Raw genomic sequence first — 16578 nt, 5'->3', positions numbered from 1 at the left:
GCGGCCTAGCAATGCTTAGCAGAGGGTTAGCAAAGGGATTTTGAAAACCATAGCACCCTTGGGCCAGTCTTGCCCTTTTGCTGTGTTCCGGAGACTGGGGACCCCGGTTTACGGCACCCGACCGGGTTGCCTGCGCTCGGGTTGAACCGGCTCCGGATCAAGGGAAATGACTAGGGCGTAGTTGTAGGGACTGCGATCGCGGCTTAACTCTAGGCGATAGGCTCCCGTTTGGGGTAATTGCAGGTGCCATGCGGTCTGATCGGCGGCCATTGTGGGCCGGAGGGCGGTGCCATCGGGGGCAAACACCTGGGGAAGGGGTGTGGCTCCAGCCGTCTCGACCCGCAACACTTGGCCCTGGGTTGCCTGGATCAAGTAGGAATGGGGGGCGGTGCCGCGAAAGAACCCGGCTACGGAGACCGATCGCTGCTCGTTGGGAAAGCTTAGGGGTTGGGAAGTCTCTGGCAGCGGTGGGGGGGCAGGGGAACCCAGGGATTGGGGTTGGACGATCGCCGTCATGATGAGCGGGGTTAACTTACTGCGCCAGAACCGAATCGCTGGCATGTGCGCCATTTCAGCGAGCACCGTGGACCATTGCCCCACTTCAGATGCCTGTTGCACACGGGTGAACTGGGTCTCCGCCTGCCGCCAATCCCGCCGCCATTGGGTCACGGTGTCTTCAATGCGGCCATAGGCAACACTATCGGGGGGAATCGACCGGAGAATGGCGATCGCATCCTCTAGCCGACCGGCTTGGTACTGTTCCGTCGCGCCCGCAAAAATGAGTTCCCCGAGGTCTGGTGTCGCCGATAGACCGGGTTGAGTGGGCACGGGTGGAGTACGACACACCACCGCTGTCAATTCCTGATAAACCCAGCCCGCCAAGGGAGCCTTGAGGTGCAGCCACCCCTGAGCTTCTGCCACTACCGTTAACACGGTACCGTTCGCCAGGGTGCCCACGACGGTCTCAGGTGACCGAGTTCCTAGGAGTGATCGCACATTCAGGGGGGGATTGGGATCGGCCACGATCGTTACACAAGGGGTTTGGGCAAAGGCGGCTTGGGGAGAGATGGCCACATCCCCCTGGACCAAACGCCGGATCGTAGTGACTAAGCCATAGAGCAGGGCAATTACTAAGGCCATACTTGCCAAGCCAATCCCTGCCCAGACCAGTCGTTGCTCGAATTGTTGACCGACTTTAGGTTGCATAAATCCTCAAATGGGCACCCCTGCTCACCCTGCAGACCCGTTCGCCCCGTGACGGTGCCTACCTGTGCCCAGTCTATTCAGTCCGGGCTAAAGGCGTCGAATGAGTCCAACCCCTCGTAGAATGGAAAAAAGGACTTTTAAGGCAATAAAAAATTTCTGTGAACAACGTCCGCACCGTTTCCGACACCAAACGTAGCTTCTATAGCCTGCACACTCGCCCGATTAACACGATCTATCGGCGGGTGGTTGAGGAGTTGATCGTGGAAATGCATCTCCTCTCGGTCAACGTGGATTTCCGGCCCGATCCGGTCTACGCGGTGGGCGTGGTCACGTCCTTTGACCGATTTATGCAGGGGTACCAGCCAGCCAAGGATCAGGCGTCGATCTTCCAGGCGTTGTGTCGGGCCATTGAGGCCGATCCCGATCGCTTGCGTCAGGATGCCGATCGCCTGCGGGACTTGGCCAAGCACTTACCCGTGGATGAACTGATTGACTGGCTTTGCCTCCAGTCCCATCGCGATGATGTGGCGGACCTACAAGCCTATCTGCGGGCGATCGCCGAGAATCCGCGTTTTAAGTATAGTCGCCTGTTTGCGATCGGCCTTTTCTCGCTCTTGGAATGGTCTGATCCGGATCTGACTAAGGATGATGCGCGGCTAGCCCAGACACTTGAAAAGATTGGTGAAACCCTCAAGGTGCCCGTAGACAAGTTCCAGCGAGATTTGGAATTGTATCGCAGTAACTTAGAAAAAATGCAGCAAGCCCAAGCGGTCATGGCGGATGCGATCGCGGCGGAACGCAAACGACGAGAACAACGGGAACAGGCCCAGCAAGATGCCGTAGCCCCTTCCCCGGATAATGCTGCCGAGTCAGCCTAGGGGAAGCTTGGGGGGGATGGCGGGTCTATTTCTGAAGGAAGATTGAGCAAGAGTGCCATTATCTCCTATTACCCTTATTGTGGGGGGAGGATTTTGGGGTAATTGGGGGGAAACCAGATCATGCCATCCGCAGACCTCTGGCTATTGGCACAACAGGGCAATCCACAGGCACTCGAAACCGTCTTCAAGATGCAGAATCCAGAACCCACTTGGGTTATCAAGGTACGGCTACAGGATAACTGCCTCCAAGTGTTGTTAGAGGCAGAGCCAACCCCTGAAAAGCAGCGTGCCGTTGCCCTTGTGCAGGGTTTCTTGGCGCATCTGCAACCGCTCGCCCTCACGTCCGCGCAAACCGTAAGAATTTGGGGACGGCAGCGGGGGCAACTTTTGGCTGACTGGCGCGAAGATATTGAGCTCGCGGCTTTTCTAAAAACGCAACCAGAGCCGCCGCCTACCCCGATCGCCGTCTCGGAAGACTTCACCCAAGAGCCAGAACCTGCCCGTCCCCTGTCAGCACCCGCCAGCAGCGCGGCAGCGGCTGCCGCGGGCCTAGAGCCAGAAGCGGTGCTTGAAACGCGCGTGACGGAGGCCTCCAGCGATCAGCCGGAACCCGCCGAGCCGGGACAGGAGCTGGAGTCTGTGCTCGAAACCCTGGTTACGGAAGTCCTCAGCGACCCGCCAGCGCTGACGGACATTCAACCTGAACAGGTTGGGACTGCCCCTCTAGTGGCGGAAGCCCTCAACGAGCCGTCAGGGCTTACGGAGTCGTTACTACCAGAGGAGCCGGAAGGTGTACTCGCATCCCTCAGCGCTGAACTAGAAGCGATCGAGTCCGGACTAGAGCCAGAAAATGGGGTTCGCGATCGCAGCGACCCGCCAGACTTAATGGGGTTGGGACTGGAGCCAGAAGGGAGCTCAGCCACACCGGCACAGGAGCCGGAGGCTACGGGGGCGGTTCACCCGCCAGAAATTGACAACCGCTTGGCCGACTTGGCGGCGAATCCGGCCAGTTTATTCGTCAGCGGAGCCGCACTCCTGTCTGATCTCATGCCGGCAGCAGCCCCCGAAACAGCCCCAGCCGAAGCGGTTGCCGAAGCTCTCCGTGGTGCTGAGCGGGACCTGGAAAACCCAAGCCTTTCATCAGAAAGCCGCGCCGAGGCAGGACTTCCCGATCGGGAAGTGGAGGCTGTGACTGCCGATCGCGACACGGTCCATATCCTTGACGATCCGCTGGAACCGATATCCGACGAGCAAACCTTCCCGATCACCAGCCCCCCCCCAGATGTTACTGATGATATGACCGATGAGGTGGCCGATGAGGTGGCCGATGATGAGGTGACCGATGATGAGGTGACCGATGATCTGGCGCTAGAGGGGCAAGCCTTAGAGCTGCACGGCGCGTTAGAGACGGAAGCCCGTGATTGGGAACCCGCAGGGCCGACAAGTGCAGCGGTAGCAGCCGCTGAAGCAGTCGTTGCCATGCCCTCCGCGATCGTCCCTCCGCGATCGCCCCAGGATGGGGCGGCAGCCGAGGACGAAGCCGAGTGGTTCCTACGGCCTGAAATTGTAGTGGTGGTTCTGTTTGCCCTGTTCGTGATTATTTGGCAGACCTATGAGGCCATTCTGGAAGAAGTAGACAGTAGCGACGCATCCCTCTCTAGCAGCGCCCTGGCCCGTCGCCTCAACACCACCCGCCGAACCATTAACCGCCTGAAAAAACAGTCCGATTTTGCCCAATGGTCCCAGAGCCGTGATCCCGACGGCATTGCCTGGGTGTATGGCGAAAATGGCCGCTTTAGTCCGGTCCTAACCCCAACCCTCGGCTCGGAGTAGCCCAGCGGCTCGGTCCCCCGCACGGGGCTGGGGAAGATGATCCGGCGGGAAAGTTGGCGGGGGAAAAGAGCTAGATTTCTGGAAATCGGTCTGGGGTGGCCGTAAAAGGTAATATCCCTAGGTTTGGACAGGGGATAGTCGGGCTGCGATCTTGCTCCAGGGCGATGACCAATAGTTGCTTCTGGTTAGTAACTGGGCATTCTGGATCTATCGGGATCTGATGGGGGCTGATAACACCCGATCGCGTCTGCTGGGACGGAAGGGTAGCCTGATTGGGCCTGTGACTGACCTTTGACAAATCCGACTAGCCATTTCGATAGCGAGATATCTTCTATGACGGCGCTTAAACCGGATTCTGACAATCGGCATAGGGGCTTGGGACTGCAAGCCACCTTAGTTGGTGCCATTTTGATCACGGTGAGTGCTACAGCCGCGATCGTCCATGTGTCGTGGTTAATGATGTCGCGCCGTAATATCGAAAGCATTGTGACCCAGGTGAATGAAACAACTACCCGCAGCACGATTCAGGCGGTGGATGACCTTTTCTCGCGGGTGGAAGCAGCGGGGCAGTTGGTGCAGCATCAGCTCACGGAAGATTTGCTCAACAGCGATAATCCCCAGGCATTGGAGCAGTTTTACCTCCGCATGATCCAGGCCCATCCGACCTTTGCCTGGTTAGAGCTGGGACGTGAGGATGGGGACTACCTGGGGGTGCATCGCCAGTCCGATACCCGGATCAACCTGATCCGGCGGGATTGGAATCCACAAACCCAGCAAACCCAAAAGACGACCGAGCATTATGCGGTGGCAGTGGGCGGCCAAACCCGGCGTCTTGTGGAAACGGAGGTGCAGACGGAAACCTACTATGCCCCCCAACGGCCCTGGTATAAGGTCGCACTGGCCCAGCCCGGACAATTGGCTTGGACTGATGCCTATGTCTTTCGGACCAGTCGCACAGCGGGCATTAATGCCTCGTTAGCTCTGACGCAGCCAGGTAAGGTGATGGGAGTTGTCAGTATCGCTTTTGAACTGCAACAAATTGCTCACTATTTACAGGAGTTGGCAGCGCAAAATAATCTGACGGTTTTTATTGTCAATACCAAGGGCGAATTGATCGCTACGTCGATCGCAGTTGAGGAACCCTATACGGTGACGGGTCCGGACTCACTCCAACTCAAACATCTCCAGGAAGCCACCACGCCAGCTATCCAACTGGTTAATCGCATCTTGACCAGCGAACGGATCGATATTGCCCAGGTCGATCGTCCCCAACAGCTAACCTATCGCCATCAGGAAACGGGGGAACGCTATTACCTCTCCGTTGCGCCCCTGGGGTTGCTCGACTGGCAGGTTATTACCCTAATTCCTGAATCTAATTACCTTGGGGAAGTGAATGCCACGATCGCCAAGGCCACCCTACAACTCGGCTTGGTCACGTTACTTTTGGCTGTGGTCATGAGCCTGATCACCTCCCAGTGGATTACCAAGCCCGTGCTACGGCTGAGTACGGCCAGTGAGGCGATCGCGGCGGGTAACTTGGATCAAACCGTTGCCCTACCCAAGATTCGGGAGTTAAAGGTTTTAGCCCAAGCCTTTAACCGCATGGCGCAACAGTTAAAAGATTCATTTGTCCAACTGGAAGCAACCAATGCTGACCTTGAGGATCGGGTCACGGCTAGGACGGCAGCTCTCTCGGCAGCCTTGGCGAATCTGCAACAGATGCAAACGCAATTGATTCATACCGAAAAGATGTCTAGCCTCGGTCAATTGGTGGCTGGGGTCGCCCATGAGATCAACAATCCTGTTAATTTTATTCATGGCAACCTCATGCACGCCCAGGAATATGCTGAGGACTTATTGACGATCGTGACGCTGTATCAAGCCATCCAACCCAAGCTGGATCAGCAACAACATCCGGAATTGGAAGATATTGATATTGAGTTTATCAAGACTGACTTTCCGAAACTATTAGATTCGATGAAGGTTGGAACAGAGCGTATCCACAATATTGTCAAGTCATTACGCCACTTCTCCCGCCTGGATGAGGCTGAGTTTAAGCTGGCTGACATTCACGAGGGCATTGATAGTAGCCTGATGATTTTGCACAATCGCCTGAAGGCTCGTCCTGCGTATAGTGGCATTAATGTCATCAAAGAGTATGCTGATCTGCCTAAGATTGAATGCTATGCGGGGCAGCTTAATCAGGTTTTTATGAATATTTTGACCAATGCGATCGATGCTTTGGAAGCCTACGATCGGACCTGTACTGATGAGCAGCGACAAACCGACCCACCCACGATCTGGATCACAACCCAACTATGTGATAACGACTGGGTCAGCATTCAGATCATGAACAATGGCCCCCCTATCCCGGCTGAGATTCAGCCCAAACTCTTTGACCCCTTCTTTACGACGAAACCCATTGGCGAGGGGACAGGATTAGGGCTGTCGATCAGCTATCAAATTATTGTTGACAAACACAAGGGAACGCTCACGTGCGAGTCGAAGGCGGAAAGCGGTACAGTGTTTACGATTAAAATCCCAACCCATCAGGGCAGTGTCCCGACAACGGCTCCGCCCCTGTCTGTTCCTCAGGTAACGTCACCCTTTTGACTATGAACCCGAAACAGCCTCCCACCTTTGAGTACGATGAATTTCAGTCCGTTGGCAGAGACTACAGCCGCCAATCGGAAGTGGATATTTATGATGCTAGCCATGCCGATTTTCGTGACATCGTGGCTGAAAGCGATCGCGTCCTCGACGAACTTGGGATTAGCGCAACGGATCGGCTCATTGATTTTGGGGCTGGGACAGGTACCTTTGCCGTCCAAGCGGCCCAACGGTGTCAGTGGGTCGATGCCGTGGATGTTTCCCAGGCCATGCTCGCCCGCGCCCAGACCAAAGCAGCCCAGGCCCAGCTTACCAACCTCGCATTTCACCATGCGGGCTTTCTTACCTACGAACATTCGGGGCCTCTGGTTGAGGCTGTGACTACCACGTTTGCCTTCCATCACCTGCCGGACTTTTGGAAAGGAATTGCCCTAGGACGGATCAGGGATATGATGCAGCCTGGGGGGCAACTGTATATCCATGACGTGGTTTTGACCCCTGAAAATGCCCTAGACAATATCCGCGCCTTTATCCACCAATAGGCTGCCGTTGGCGGGGATTTCCTGCGCGAAGACGCTGAAGGACACTTCCGGGAGGAATTTTCGACCTACGATTGGGTGCTGGATGGGTTATTGTCCCGATCGGGTTTTAGGATTAAAAGGAAAACGATCACCGGAGGGGTGCTTGGGACCTACTTCTGTATCAAATCCTAAGGCGCTGCCCGTGTTGGCGGGCCTTGCCACTGGCTCTAGCTCTACCCCTAACCCTAACTTTGCAGCCTGTTGGCGATCGCGGGAGCAGGACGGGTGGGATCTGTGGAATAACGGTCAGCCAGTCGGCGATCGCTTCTTTACCCAAGCCCATCACATCGCCCAGGATCTTGACCAGCAGGCCCGCCAGCGTGTGCCGGCCCCCCGCCTAGCTAGGGTTATCCTCCGCCACCGGGACCCCCTAAGCTTCTTAAGCCATTTCGCTGCCGCCTGTTTGGCCCGGACCCACGTCTACCTCGCCAATCCCCAGTGGACTGATCGGGAGTGGCAAGCTGTCCTCGCCCAGGTCCAACCCGACGCGATCGCTGCCGACACGATCGCCGAGGCCGGATTCACCTGGCTACCTGCCCCCCCGACTGCCCCCCCTCGCCCCTGTCTCGCCGAACCCTTGATTATGATTCCCACCGGGGGGTCATCCGGCCAGATTCGCTTTGCCATGCATCGCTGGTCGGGATTGGTGACAGCGGTGGCTGGTTTGCAGCAGCATTTTGCGTGCCATGCCCTCGCGTCGATTTGTGTGTTACCGCTATACCATGTCAGTGGCCTCATGCAATTTGTGCGCTCGTTCGTTTCAGGGGGCGCATTGGCGATCGCAACTTTGCCGTCCCTACAGACAGGCGGCTATCCGCCGGTTGATCCACGATCGGCGTTTCTGTCCCTGGTCCCGACCCAACTCCAGCGTCTACTGACAGCCCCTTCCCCGGCGATGCTCTCCTGGTTGATCCAACTGCGGGCTATTTTTCTGGGAGGCGGTCCCGCTTGGCCCGATCTGGTCACTGCTGCCCACGCTCAACGGCTCCCAATCGCTCTTACCTATGGCATGACCGAAACCGCTGCCCAAGTCGCCACCCTCTCTCCCCAGGACTTTTGGGACGGCAACCGTAGTGTTGGTCGCCCCCTGCCCCATGTGGAAATTGCCATTGGCGATGATCGGGGTGAGCCGTTGCCAGCAGGACACATCGGCACGATCGCGATCCAAACCGCCAGCCTTGCCCTGGGCTACTATCCCCAACTTTTCCCCGCCGCAGACTGGTTTGTGACCGACGATCGCGGCTACTTCGACGATCGCGGCTATTTACACATCGTGGGGCGCAATAGCCAAAAAATTATCACTGGTGGCGAAAATGTTTTTCCTAGCGAGGTCGCCGCAGCCCTGCGGCAAACCCAACTCGTCCAAGACGTGTGTGTTGTGGGCTTGCCCGATCCGGTTTGGGGACAGGCGATCACGGCGGTGTATGTCCCAGCCCACGATCGCGTGACGCCCGCCCAACTCAAGCAGGCGATCGCCGGCAATCTGTGTGCCTTCAAGCATCCTAAACGTTGGCTGGCTGTTGACCACCTCCCCCGCAATCCCCAGGGCAAAGTCAACGCGCGCGCTGTGCAACACCTGGCCCAAGCTGCCCAATCCCTCCAGGACGACTCGTAGGCTTCGGGGCTTCGTGCCCCGAAACGGGTCTTCTCCCTTACTCGAACAGGCATTGCAACAGCCCCGGAAGGGCCTGCCGTTGCCGATTTTGGGGATTAATGCACAGGTGTACTGTTGAGCCTTGGGCAACACGCTCCCTCTCTGTTCCCGTTGTTCCCCGATCGAGTTGATAGATGACCTTAAACTTATCCGGCCCTAGCCGTTCCGGCTGCATCGTCACCCGCAACACATCCCCGCAAAATACTGGCTGATAAAAACCTACTTCGGCATGAACGATCGGGAGGGCGAATTCCGGATCTTGAAAAAACCGTTTTAAGTCAATCCCCTGTTGCCGTAGGGTTTCTTCATAGGCTTCATGACAAATCGTGAGCATATTGGCAAAAAAGACAACCCCAGCCGCATCCGTATCCTGAAAATGAATGACACGATCGTAAACAAATGACATAATCATTAAAAACTAACATCGCTATCAATCAATTTTTCTATTATATGGATATTGTTGATATCTTAAAGGCAGATTATGCCCGCTTCCCGCAACAGCAAACCTATGGGATTTATGCGCCTGATGTTTATTTTCAAGATCCCCTCAATTCGTTTCATGGGGTCGATCGCTATCGACGCATGATTGGCTTTATTGAACGCTGGTTTCAGCAGCCCTGCTTAGAACTACACGACATTCAACGGGCTGGCCAGCACATTACTACCCACTGGACCCTCTCCTGGACCTCCCCCCTCCCCTGGCGACCCCGGATCAGCATTCCCGGTTGGAGCGAACTCACTCTCAATGATCAAGCGTTGATTGTGGCCCATATCGATCACTGGCACTGTTCCCGTCTGGCGGTTTTGCGGCAACACTTTTTCCCCCAGGGCGATCGGTAATGCCGACGCGATCGTGGACCCGTTATCCTGCCCCTGCACTTGAAGTAACCCCAAGCACCCGATCGGGTGAGCCAGGGCGGTGAGGGCAGGGCTGTATCCAGTGCCTATCCTGAGAAGCACCGATTTGAGGATTTGGCCGGATGAACGTCTGTCCCCCCCGCCTCCTGACCTTTTTGCAGGGTGAGTTGGCCCTCGCGCCTGACGCCATTACCCTCGCCCTGCGGCAAGTGGGGCCAGATCTCCATTTGTTGCCCATTGTTCTCTGGCAATATGGGCTGGTGGATTTGGAAGAACTGGCACAACTGTGGGATTGGTCCGCTCAGGCCGACCCCACGCCCACCCTAACTTTGGTGAAAACCAGTATGGACACATCTGCCGGTTCTGCGGTGTCTCCTGCCGTATCGCCTTGGGTTAGCGCAGCTTAAGGATGCAGTCGCCCCAGCACCCAAGAAGGTGGCAAGATTGAAGTAGGGATTGATCCTGTCCGCCGCTAAAAAAGCCGTAGGTGCCAGCTATGAGTTTGTTCAACCGCGATCGTGTCTTGGTGCCCCTGGACTTTTCGGATGAAGCGTTTGCCGCGATCGCCGAAAGCTTAGCATTTGTTGCCGATCCCGCCCATTTGCATATCCTACACGTTCTCCAAAAGCTAGAAGTTACGGAACCGGGGATGCTCTGGAATACCCTGGATTTGCAAACCCGTATTCACAATGTTGAAACGGCGTTTTATCATCGCTGTGATGCTCCCGCCTATCGTCAGGCCCATTTCCACGTCGCGATCGGGGATGCGGCGGCTGAGATTATTGACTATGCCGCTAAGCAAGCCATTAGCCTGATTGTGATTCCCTCACGGGGGCGAACGGGTCTCAGCCGCTTTCTGCTGGGGTCAGTCGCTGAGCGGGTTGTTCGCTTTGCCCATTGCCCGGTGTTGGTCCTGCGGAAATAGGCCCAAGCCAGTTCAATCCCCAGGGAGACGCTGCCCAAACAGGCTGAACCCGCCGAAAACACTTATCTTAGAGGGTGTTTTAAAAGTCCAGAAACAGGCTGTTTAGGCGACTAAAGTCGCTACTACAAACGTACAACAACGCTGAGGACGGCCAAATGCTGAAGTTCGTAGTCGCGGTTTTAACCGCGATTTAAAACAGCCTCTTAAGCTGGACGCTGTACTAGCGGTGGTACGGAATTGTCACGGTGAACTGGAGTATCCTATCCTGATGCGCGACTGTGATCACAGCACCTAAATGATCGACCATCCGCTTCACCAGGGCCAATCCTAATCCGGTCCCTCCATGCTTCCAGGGATCATTACTGGGAATCCGATAAAACTTCTCAAACATCCGTGATAGTTCCACCCTAGGAATGTCCACCCCAGAGTTACTGACGCTGATCGCAATCCCTTGTGCAACAGCCTTGGCCTGGAGGGTGATCGTTTCGTGGGCAGGTGTATATTTACAAGCATTATTCATTAATTCACGCATGACTCGGCTTAGATACCCAAAGTCTGTGGTTAGGGGGGGGAGGTCAGTTGCTACCTGAATCACGAACTGCTGTTGATGGTTAGCCATTCGACTATGGAAGGGTTCAGTTAGGTGGGGTAACCAAAGTTGAAGGTCCATTGTTGACAGGGAAAGCGGTTCGGTACCTGCCTCTAAACGAGAAAGATCGAGGAGGTCATTGATCAGGCTAATTTCTCGTTCACATTCGTCTTGTAGGATTTTGAAATAGCGATCGAGTTGGGGAAGATTAGATTTAGTTTTTGCTTGCCCTTCCGGTTGCAGCATCCCCACTCGTTTGAGCAGGATCTCCAACATTTGGGTCGCCATTTTGATATTCGACATCGGCGATCGCAACTCATGGGAAACGGTACTGAGGAAGTCGTCCTTAAGGTGATTCAGGCGTTCTAATTCCTGTACCTGTACCTGGGCGGCGGCATACAGTCGGGCCTGACGCAGGGCGATCGCACACTGGGCCGCCACTTGCTCGACTAAGCTAATCTCTAGGGCATCAAAATTTTGTTGGGGGTTACGCATTAACCACAAATCGCCCAAGACGGATTGATCATCGACGATCGGGCAAACCAGAACTAGGTGGTTCTGCTTGCTGGGACGAACGCTACAGGTTCCCCACCAACAAAACTGAAAACTTTCCTTGCGGGCAATCTGCTGATATAGATCGCGATAGGCATCCATCGAAATCCTTGTCTGCCGAGCGGGGGGAATGATGGGATTATATTCATAGGCGATCGTGGCCTGCGTCATTTCCAGATCATAAAGCGCTGTATCGCAGCATTTGACCCCTAAGCCTTTCCCTAGCTCTTGGACCACGGTCTGCAAAATTTGGCGTTCGTCTAAACTATCGCGCACCTTTTCGGTAATCCGCTTGAGGAGGGCTTCAAAATCCAGCACCCGTTGCAATTCTGCTGTCCGTGCCTGCACCTGCCCTTCCAGGTTTTGGTTAAAGCGATGGACTAAGCAGTAGAGTTCCGACTGTTGAATGGCGATCGCTAACTGATCAACTAAAATCTGCGTGATCTCAACTTCAGTTTCACTCCAGGTTGGCTGAGTATGCTTGCCCAAGCGCAATCGTCCCCAGACCTTGGGTACATCGGGATCAGGACTTTGATAATTGGGAATCGGGACCAGAAGACGCGCACCAATCAAGGTTTTACCCAGGACCGGGTGCACAAGGTTCAGAAAGCTTTCATCGGTTAGCTGGACAATTTGCATCTGCTTGAGTTGTGCCGTTACTGGGTTATCCAAATCCGGGAAAATATGGCCAAGGGTGGAAGGAAATGCCTCGTCATGGGACGAATAACAAGCGACCTGACGCCAGAGGTTCTCAGCAGGAATGTATTGGGCAATATCGGCAAAATCTACATCGAGCAATGCACTAATTTCTTGCATTGCCGCCGAGAAGACCGCCTCTAATAGGAGCGATTGTCGAATGGTTTGAATGACCCGGTTAATCGCCTGCTCTCGACGGGTTTGGGCACGGAGTTTGGCCTCGGTTTGCTTACGATCGGTAATATCTTTAACGATCGCAATATCGCATTGGGGTATCCCCACTGGCGATCGCACCAAGGCCACACTGATCTGCACCCAGCGCACCTCGCCATCCTTGCGCACCAACCGTTTTTCCAAACTGTAGGACGGGATCTCGCCCCGGAACAACTGCTCCCCTAAGGCCAGGTGAATGTTGAGATCATCGGGATGGGTAATATCCGTGATCGAGCGTCCCAACAATTCCACTTCCGAGTAGCCCACAATATCGCAAAAACAGGCATTAACCCGAATCAGACGGTGTGAGGTGTCAAACTGGCTCAGGCCCATCGCAGTTTGCGTCCAAAGGGCATGGAAACAAGCCGCTTCCGTAATCCTTGGGAGCGGCGGCGGGACCATAATAGCGGCAGACGGCATCGTCAGTCCCATCACCCCAGTCGCCGTGGTGGTCAGTGCTAGGTCTGGATGGCCTGGAGCGGTGGGTGCGGCGGGCAGCCCGTAGGTGGGCAGCACAGGTTCACTAGGGGGCACCTCCGATGGCACGGTCGGTGCTGGTGGACTGAACTTTAGGGTAACAGCCGCCACGACAGCCTGCACAAAGTCGAGGGTGTTTGGCTCCCAATCAGCCTCAAGGGGGAGATCACAGCGCAACACCCCCCAACAGTGTCCGTGGGCGATCAGGGGACTAGCCAGAACTTTGATATCTGCAACCGGCCCGTTCCCCTGGGAGAAGCTGGCCAGGGGGCCAATGAGGGGGCTGCCGTGCCGGAGTTGTTCCAGGCTAGGGGGTGTTAAGCACCAGTCGGCTGGCTTGGGTTTACCTGTCTGGTCACTGGGAAGATCGCAGTCAGGGGCATGCCAGTAGGCTTGGGCATAAAGTTGGGGATCTTGCAGGGGAACACTCTGGCTGGCAAAATATGCGGCCTGCTGAACCCCGATCGCGGCCCCCACGCGGGCTAAAATTTCTGGCCAGCAATCCTCTAGACGCAGGTGTTTAACCAACACCTGTTGAATAGCCACGAGAATACCTAGGGCGCACTCACGCCCCTGCCGAAGAGTCTGACTGGGCAGTCGCGTCATCAAGGATATCGCTGGGCAGATGGGCCAGAATGCAAAATCACAGAAACGCTGTTACATCATTATGCCTTAGCGCCAAAAGCGCAACTGGATGAAGGGCGGAAGGAGGGGGGCGGCTCTGCGCAGGATACCCACCTGCGCCCATAAGCCACCTAGGATTACTATCGCTTAGGAGCCTGAAGATTGGGTTGCTAGATTGAACGTGGGATCGCCGTCTCGGCTGCCTCAGGGACCGACAAGATGCCTACCCCAAATTGGTTTTCGTTCGCGTAGCGCCTGCGCAGGAGAAGCGACGGAGGAGATGCTCCCCAGGAGATGCTCCCCATCGCGCCCCCTTAGGCTGGGCAGGCAGAAGTCTCCCACAAAACGACGGTAGAGTCTGTGGATTCGGTATCCGTCGGGAGGTTCAGAAAGGCTTCTACGTGGGAGGACGATCGCAACCGTACCCAAATTGTGTAGCTATCGCCCTCGTAGGTCACGATAACAGGAATCCCCTGCTGACTCAGTTGGCATGCCTGTTCCTGTACCCAAAGGCGTCGGCCCGAGTCAAAGATACGCAGGGCAAAAAACAGCTCGTTATTGTGGCACAAGCCATCGCGCAGTTGGCCGTTCTGCCAAAACTTAAAGGTGCGCAAATTAAATCCGTGCAGCAACAGCGACAGCATCTCCATAATACACGTCCAGTCCTTAATACACGTCCAGTCCTTGGATACCCTAGGTTCACTTTCACCGTAGATGGTGAAAATCTTGTGAATAACGGTGAATGACTTACCTAATGGTGCATCACAGTGTTACTAAGCTGAACGTCCCGATGCACAAAGATCTTAGGCTTGTCTAGCGTAAAAATCAGGAATTTGAAAAAAAATATTAAACTTATAAACTATGCTGATTTAATCAACTGGGAAAGCACTAATGTCAAAATCCCGTTGGACATTATCGTCAGTATTCACCGTAATTGTCGGTAATCTAGACTACAAGCGATCGTCTTTTTGTCTCAGTGAGAGGCAGGCAAGTGACTGAGGGCGGCGCGTAGTTGGCCGTTGTGGGCGGTCAGTAAGGCTGTCGCGGCGGCGAAATCTAGGCCCGTCCAATGCATGAGTAGGGCCAATTTCACGGATTTGCCACTGCGATCGAGGAGGTGATTGGCGGCCTCGCGATCGAGATCGGTCAAATCCGACAAAATCCGCAGGGCGCGATCGTGCAATTTCTGATTCGTTACAGCCACATCAATCATGCGGTTACCATAAACTTTGCCCAGCTTCACCATTGTCCCGGTCGAGAGAATATTTAAAGCTAGCTTCGTGACTGTGCCTGCCTTCAGACGCGTTGATCCCGCCAAAACTTCAGGCCCGACCAGGAGCCGGATGTCGATATCGGCATGGCTGGGCACTTGTGTGGCTGGCACGCAGGCGATAAAAATAGTGGTCGCACCCCGTTGCTGGGCAGCCCGCAAGGCCCCAACCACATAGGGCGTGGTCCCCCCCGCTGTGATCCCCACGACGACATCCCGTGCGGTAACGGTGTGGTGGGCGATGGCATTGGCTCCGGCATCGGCGTCATCCTCCAGTCCTTCGGCACTGCGCAGGAGAGCTGCCGGTCCCCCGGCAATAATTCCCTGGACTAATTCCGGTGGGGTGCAGAAGGTGGGGGGGCATTCCGCCGCATCTAATACCCCCAAGCGACCACTGGTCCCCGCTCCGATATAGAATAACCGGCCTCCCTGACTGAGGGCCTGGGCGATCGTGTCAATGGCAACGGCGAGGGGTTCACGGGCTGCCGCGATCGCCGCGATTGTTTTGGCATCTTCCTGGTTAAACAGGTCCACTAATTCTAGGGAACTGAGTTGATCCAGGTTTTGGCTGTTGGGGTTGGGTTGTTCGGTGAGCAGGTGACCCCGTTCGGGCAAGGGCAAACTCATTTCCATCTGTTTGGGGATCGCTACAGGAGTCCTTCAAGTTGGCGGCGAATTCGATCGAGATCCGCCGAGGACAAGCCTGCCTCATCCTCACTGGCGGGGGCGGGGCGATGGGGCGGGTCCGCAGACCAATCTGTTTGGGCCAGGTTATTTTCCGGCGGTGAGAGCAGAAGACGATCGTGATCCCCCTCCGGGATGTAGCCGATGGGCACTAGTTGACAGCCGTAGTCGGCATCCTCACAGAAGGCTTCCACTTCTGCCTGGTCGATCGCTTCCACTGTAGGGAGGGGAAAATCCTGGGCTTCTAGCAAGAGGGCATAGCGAGTGGCATCATCCTCCGACTCAAACATCAGTACTAGGTTGCGCCCGCCGATCTGGAGAGTATGGATACCCTCGTTGTCCGTACCGGCGTTAAACAGTAAGACAAAGACTCGCATGGCCCGATCTCATTGCTCCCGTTTGCTGCATATCACCCTCCATCGTACTGGTTTGTGGGGATCGGCGTTGCATTTTGAGGTGGGGGATACCTGCTTCTTCAAAGGGCAGCCCGATCGGCTCAAAGTCGAATTTGCGATACAGGTTTTGCACATAGGATTGGGCGTGCAGCATCACGGTCTCCACCCCGGTGTGATCGAGGTGTTGGAGGATTTGGGCCATCATCTGTAGGGCAATCCCCCGACCACGATAGGCCGGTATGACCGCGAGGCGTTCCAGTTTGACCGTCCGCTGATCGAGCGGGCGAATACGGGCTGTCCCAACGGCTGTCCCGGCTACCCAGGCCAGAACGTGCTGGGCCGTGTGATCTAATCCATCCAACTCTAGGGCGGCATCAACGCCCTGCTCTTGTTGAAAAACTTGCTGCCGAATCGCGATCGCGTGGGCAAGGTCGGGATGATCGGCCCAAATCCAGGTAATGGCTAAGGGTAAGCCGATGCGAGTGTCGGAGTCTGTGTTTGGAAATGTGATCATTGGATACGAAATGTAACAC

Annotated in this window: 15 protein-coding genes; 8 read left to right on the top strand and 7 right to left on the bottom strand. The window is 55.6% G+C overall.

The window, feature by feature from the left end; all coding sequences use genetic code 11:
- Positions 1 to 108: 108 nt before the first annotated feature.
- Positions 109 to 1206 (bottom strand): hypothetical protein, encoded by a 1098-nt coding sequence (locus tag ACWIUF_RS08965; protein WP_448571999.1) that lies wholly within the window; start codon positions 1204 to 1206, stop codon positions 109 to 111.
- A 158-nt stretch (positions 1207 to 1364) separates the two neighbouring features.
- On the opposite strand from ACWIUF_RS08965, the gene psb29 reads away from it, so the two are divergent.
- The 5 genes from psb29 to ACWIUF_RS08940 all read left to right on the top strand — a co-directional run bounded on the left by psb29 (position 1365) and on the right by ACWIUF_RS08940 (position 8723).
- The gene (gene psb29 / locus ACWIUF_RS08960; RefSeq protein ID WP_448571997.1) at positions 1365 to 2084 is read left to right on the top strand and encodes a photosystem II biogenesis protein Psp29; all 720 of its coding nucleotides are present in this window, start codon (positions 1365 to 1367) and stop codon (positions 2082 to 2084) included.
- A gap of 120 nt (positions 2085 to 2204) precedes the next feature.
- Positions 2205 to 3917 carry a hypothetical protein gene (locus ACWIUF_RS08955; RefSeq protein ID WP_448571996.1) on the top strand — a complete coding sequence of 571 codons (1713 nt, stop codon included), beginning with the start codon at positions 2205 to 2207 and terminating at the stop codon, positions 3915 to 3917.
- A gap of 333 nt (positions 3918 to 4250) precedes the next feature.
- Positions 4251 to 6530 carry a sensor histidine kinase gene (locus tag ACWIUF_RS08950; protein WP_448571994.1) on the top strand — a complete coding sequence of 760 codons (2280 nt, stop codon included), beginning with the start codon at positions 4251 to 4253 and terminating at the stop codon, positions 6528 to 6530.
- 2 nt (positions 6531 to 6532) lie between these two features.
- Positions 6533 to 7069, top strand: coding sequence for a class I SAM-dependent methyltransferase (locus ACWIUF_RS08945; RefSeq protein WP_448571993.1), 537 nt, complete (start codon positions 6533 to 6535; stop codon positions 7067 to 7069).
- A 181-nt stretch (positions 7070 to 7250) separates the two neighbouring features.
- A complete protein-coding gene (locus tag ACWIUF_RS08940; protein WP_448571991.1) occupies positions 7251 to 8723 on the top strand; it encodes a 2-succinylbenzoate--CoA ligase in 1473 nt (490 codons plus the stop codon).
- Between the two features lie 37 nt (positions 8724 to 8760).
- On the opposite strand, the gene ACWIUF_RS08935 is transcribed toward ACWIUF_RS08940, so the two are convergent.
- Positions 8761 to 9168 carry an acyl-CoA thioesterase gene (locus ACWIUF_RS08935; RefSeq protein ID WP_448571990.1) on the bottom strand — a complete coding sequence of 136 codons (408 nt, stop codon included), beginning with the start codon at positions 9166 to 9168 and terminating at the stop codon, positions 8761 to 8763.
- Positions 9169 to 9212: 44 nt separating this feature from the next.
- Here ACWIUF_RS08935 and ACWIUF_RS08930 point away from each other — a divergent pair, with 44 nt between their 5' ends.
- From ACWIUF_RS08930 to ACWIUF_RS08920, 3 genes are all read left to right on the top strand, one after another.
- A complete protein-coding gene (locus tag ACWIUF_RS08930; protein ID WP_448571989.1) occupies positions 9213 to 9602 on the top strand; it encodes a DUF2358 domain-containing protein in 390 nt (129 codons plus the stop codon).
- A 140-nt stretch (positions 9603 to 9742) separates the two neighbouring features.
- The gene (locus tag ACWIUF_RS08925; RefSeq protein WP_448571988.1) at positions 9743 to 10027 is read left to right on the top strand and encodes a DUF2949 domain-containing protein; all 285 of its coding nucleotides are present in this window, start codon (positions 9743 to 9745) and stop codon (positions 10025 to 10027) included.
- An 89-nt stretch (positions 10028 to 10116) separates the two neighbouring features.
- Positions 10117 to 10545 (top strand): universal stress protein, encoded by a 429-nt coding sequence (locus ACWIUF_RS08920; protein ID WP_448571987.1) that lies wholly within the window; start codon positions 10117 to 10119, stop codon positions 10543 to 10545.
- Between the two features lie 220 nt (positions 10546 to 10765).
- Here the strand turns inward: ACWIUF_RS08920 and ACWIUF_RS08915 are convergent, their stop codons facing one another.
- The 5 genes from ACWIUF_RS08915 to ACWIUF_RS08895 all read right to left on the bottom strand — a co-directional run bounded on the left by ACWIUF_RS08915 (position 10766) and on the right by ACWIUF_RS08895 (position 16559).
- Positions 10766 to 13678, bottom strand: coding sequence for a PAS domain S-box protein (locus ACWIUF_RS08915; protein WP_448571985.1), 2913 nt, complete (start codon positions 13676 to 13678; stop codon positions 10766 to 10768).
- Positions 13679 to 14010: 332 nt separating this feature from the next.
- Entirely contained in the window at positions 14011 to 14346 is a 336-nt protein-coding gene (locus tag ACWIUF_RS08910; RefSeq protein ID WP_448571983.1) for a hypothetical protein, read from the bottom strand.
- 323 nt (positions 14347 to 14669) lie between these two features.
- Positions 14670 to 15593, bottom strand: coding sequence for an N-acetylmuramic acid 6-phosphate etherase (gene murQ, locus ACWIUF_RS08905; RefSeq protein ID WP_448571982.1), 924 nt, complete (start codon positions 15591 to 15593; stop codon positions 14670 to 14672).
- Between the two features lie 20 nt (positions 15594 to 15613).
- On the bottom strand, positions 15614 to 16027 hold the full coding sequence (locus ACWIUF_RS08900; RefSeq protein WP_448571980.1) for a DUF3110 domain-containing protein: 414 nt from the start codon (positions 16025 to 16027) through the stop codon (positions 15614 to 15616).
- Positions 16002 to 16559 carry a GNAT family N-acetyltransferase gene (locus tag ACWIUF_RS08895; protein WP_448571979.1) on the bottom strand — a complete coding sequence of 186 codons (558 nt, stop codon included), beginning with the start codon at positions 16557 to 16559 and terminating at the stop codon, positions 16002 to 16004. The genes ACWIUF_RS08900 and ACWIUF_RS08895 overlap by 26 nt, the downstream gene beginning before the upstream one ends.
- Positions 16560 to 16578: the final 19 nt, after the last annotated feature.

It is taken from the genome of Trichothermofontia sp. (assembly GCF_053493415.1).
Note: the sequence above shows the minus strand (reverse complement) of the source record. Positions and strands in the feature narration are given on the sequence as shown.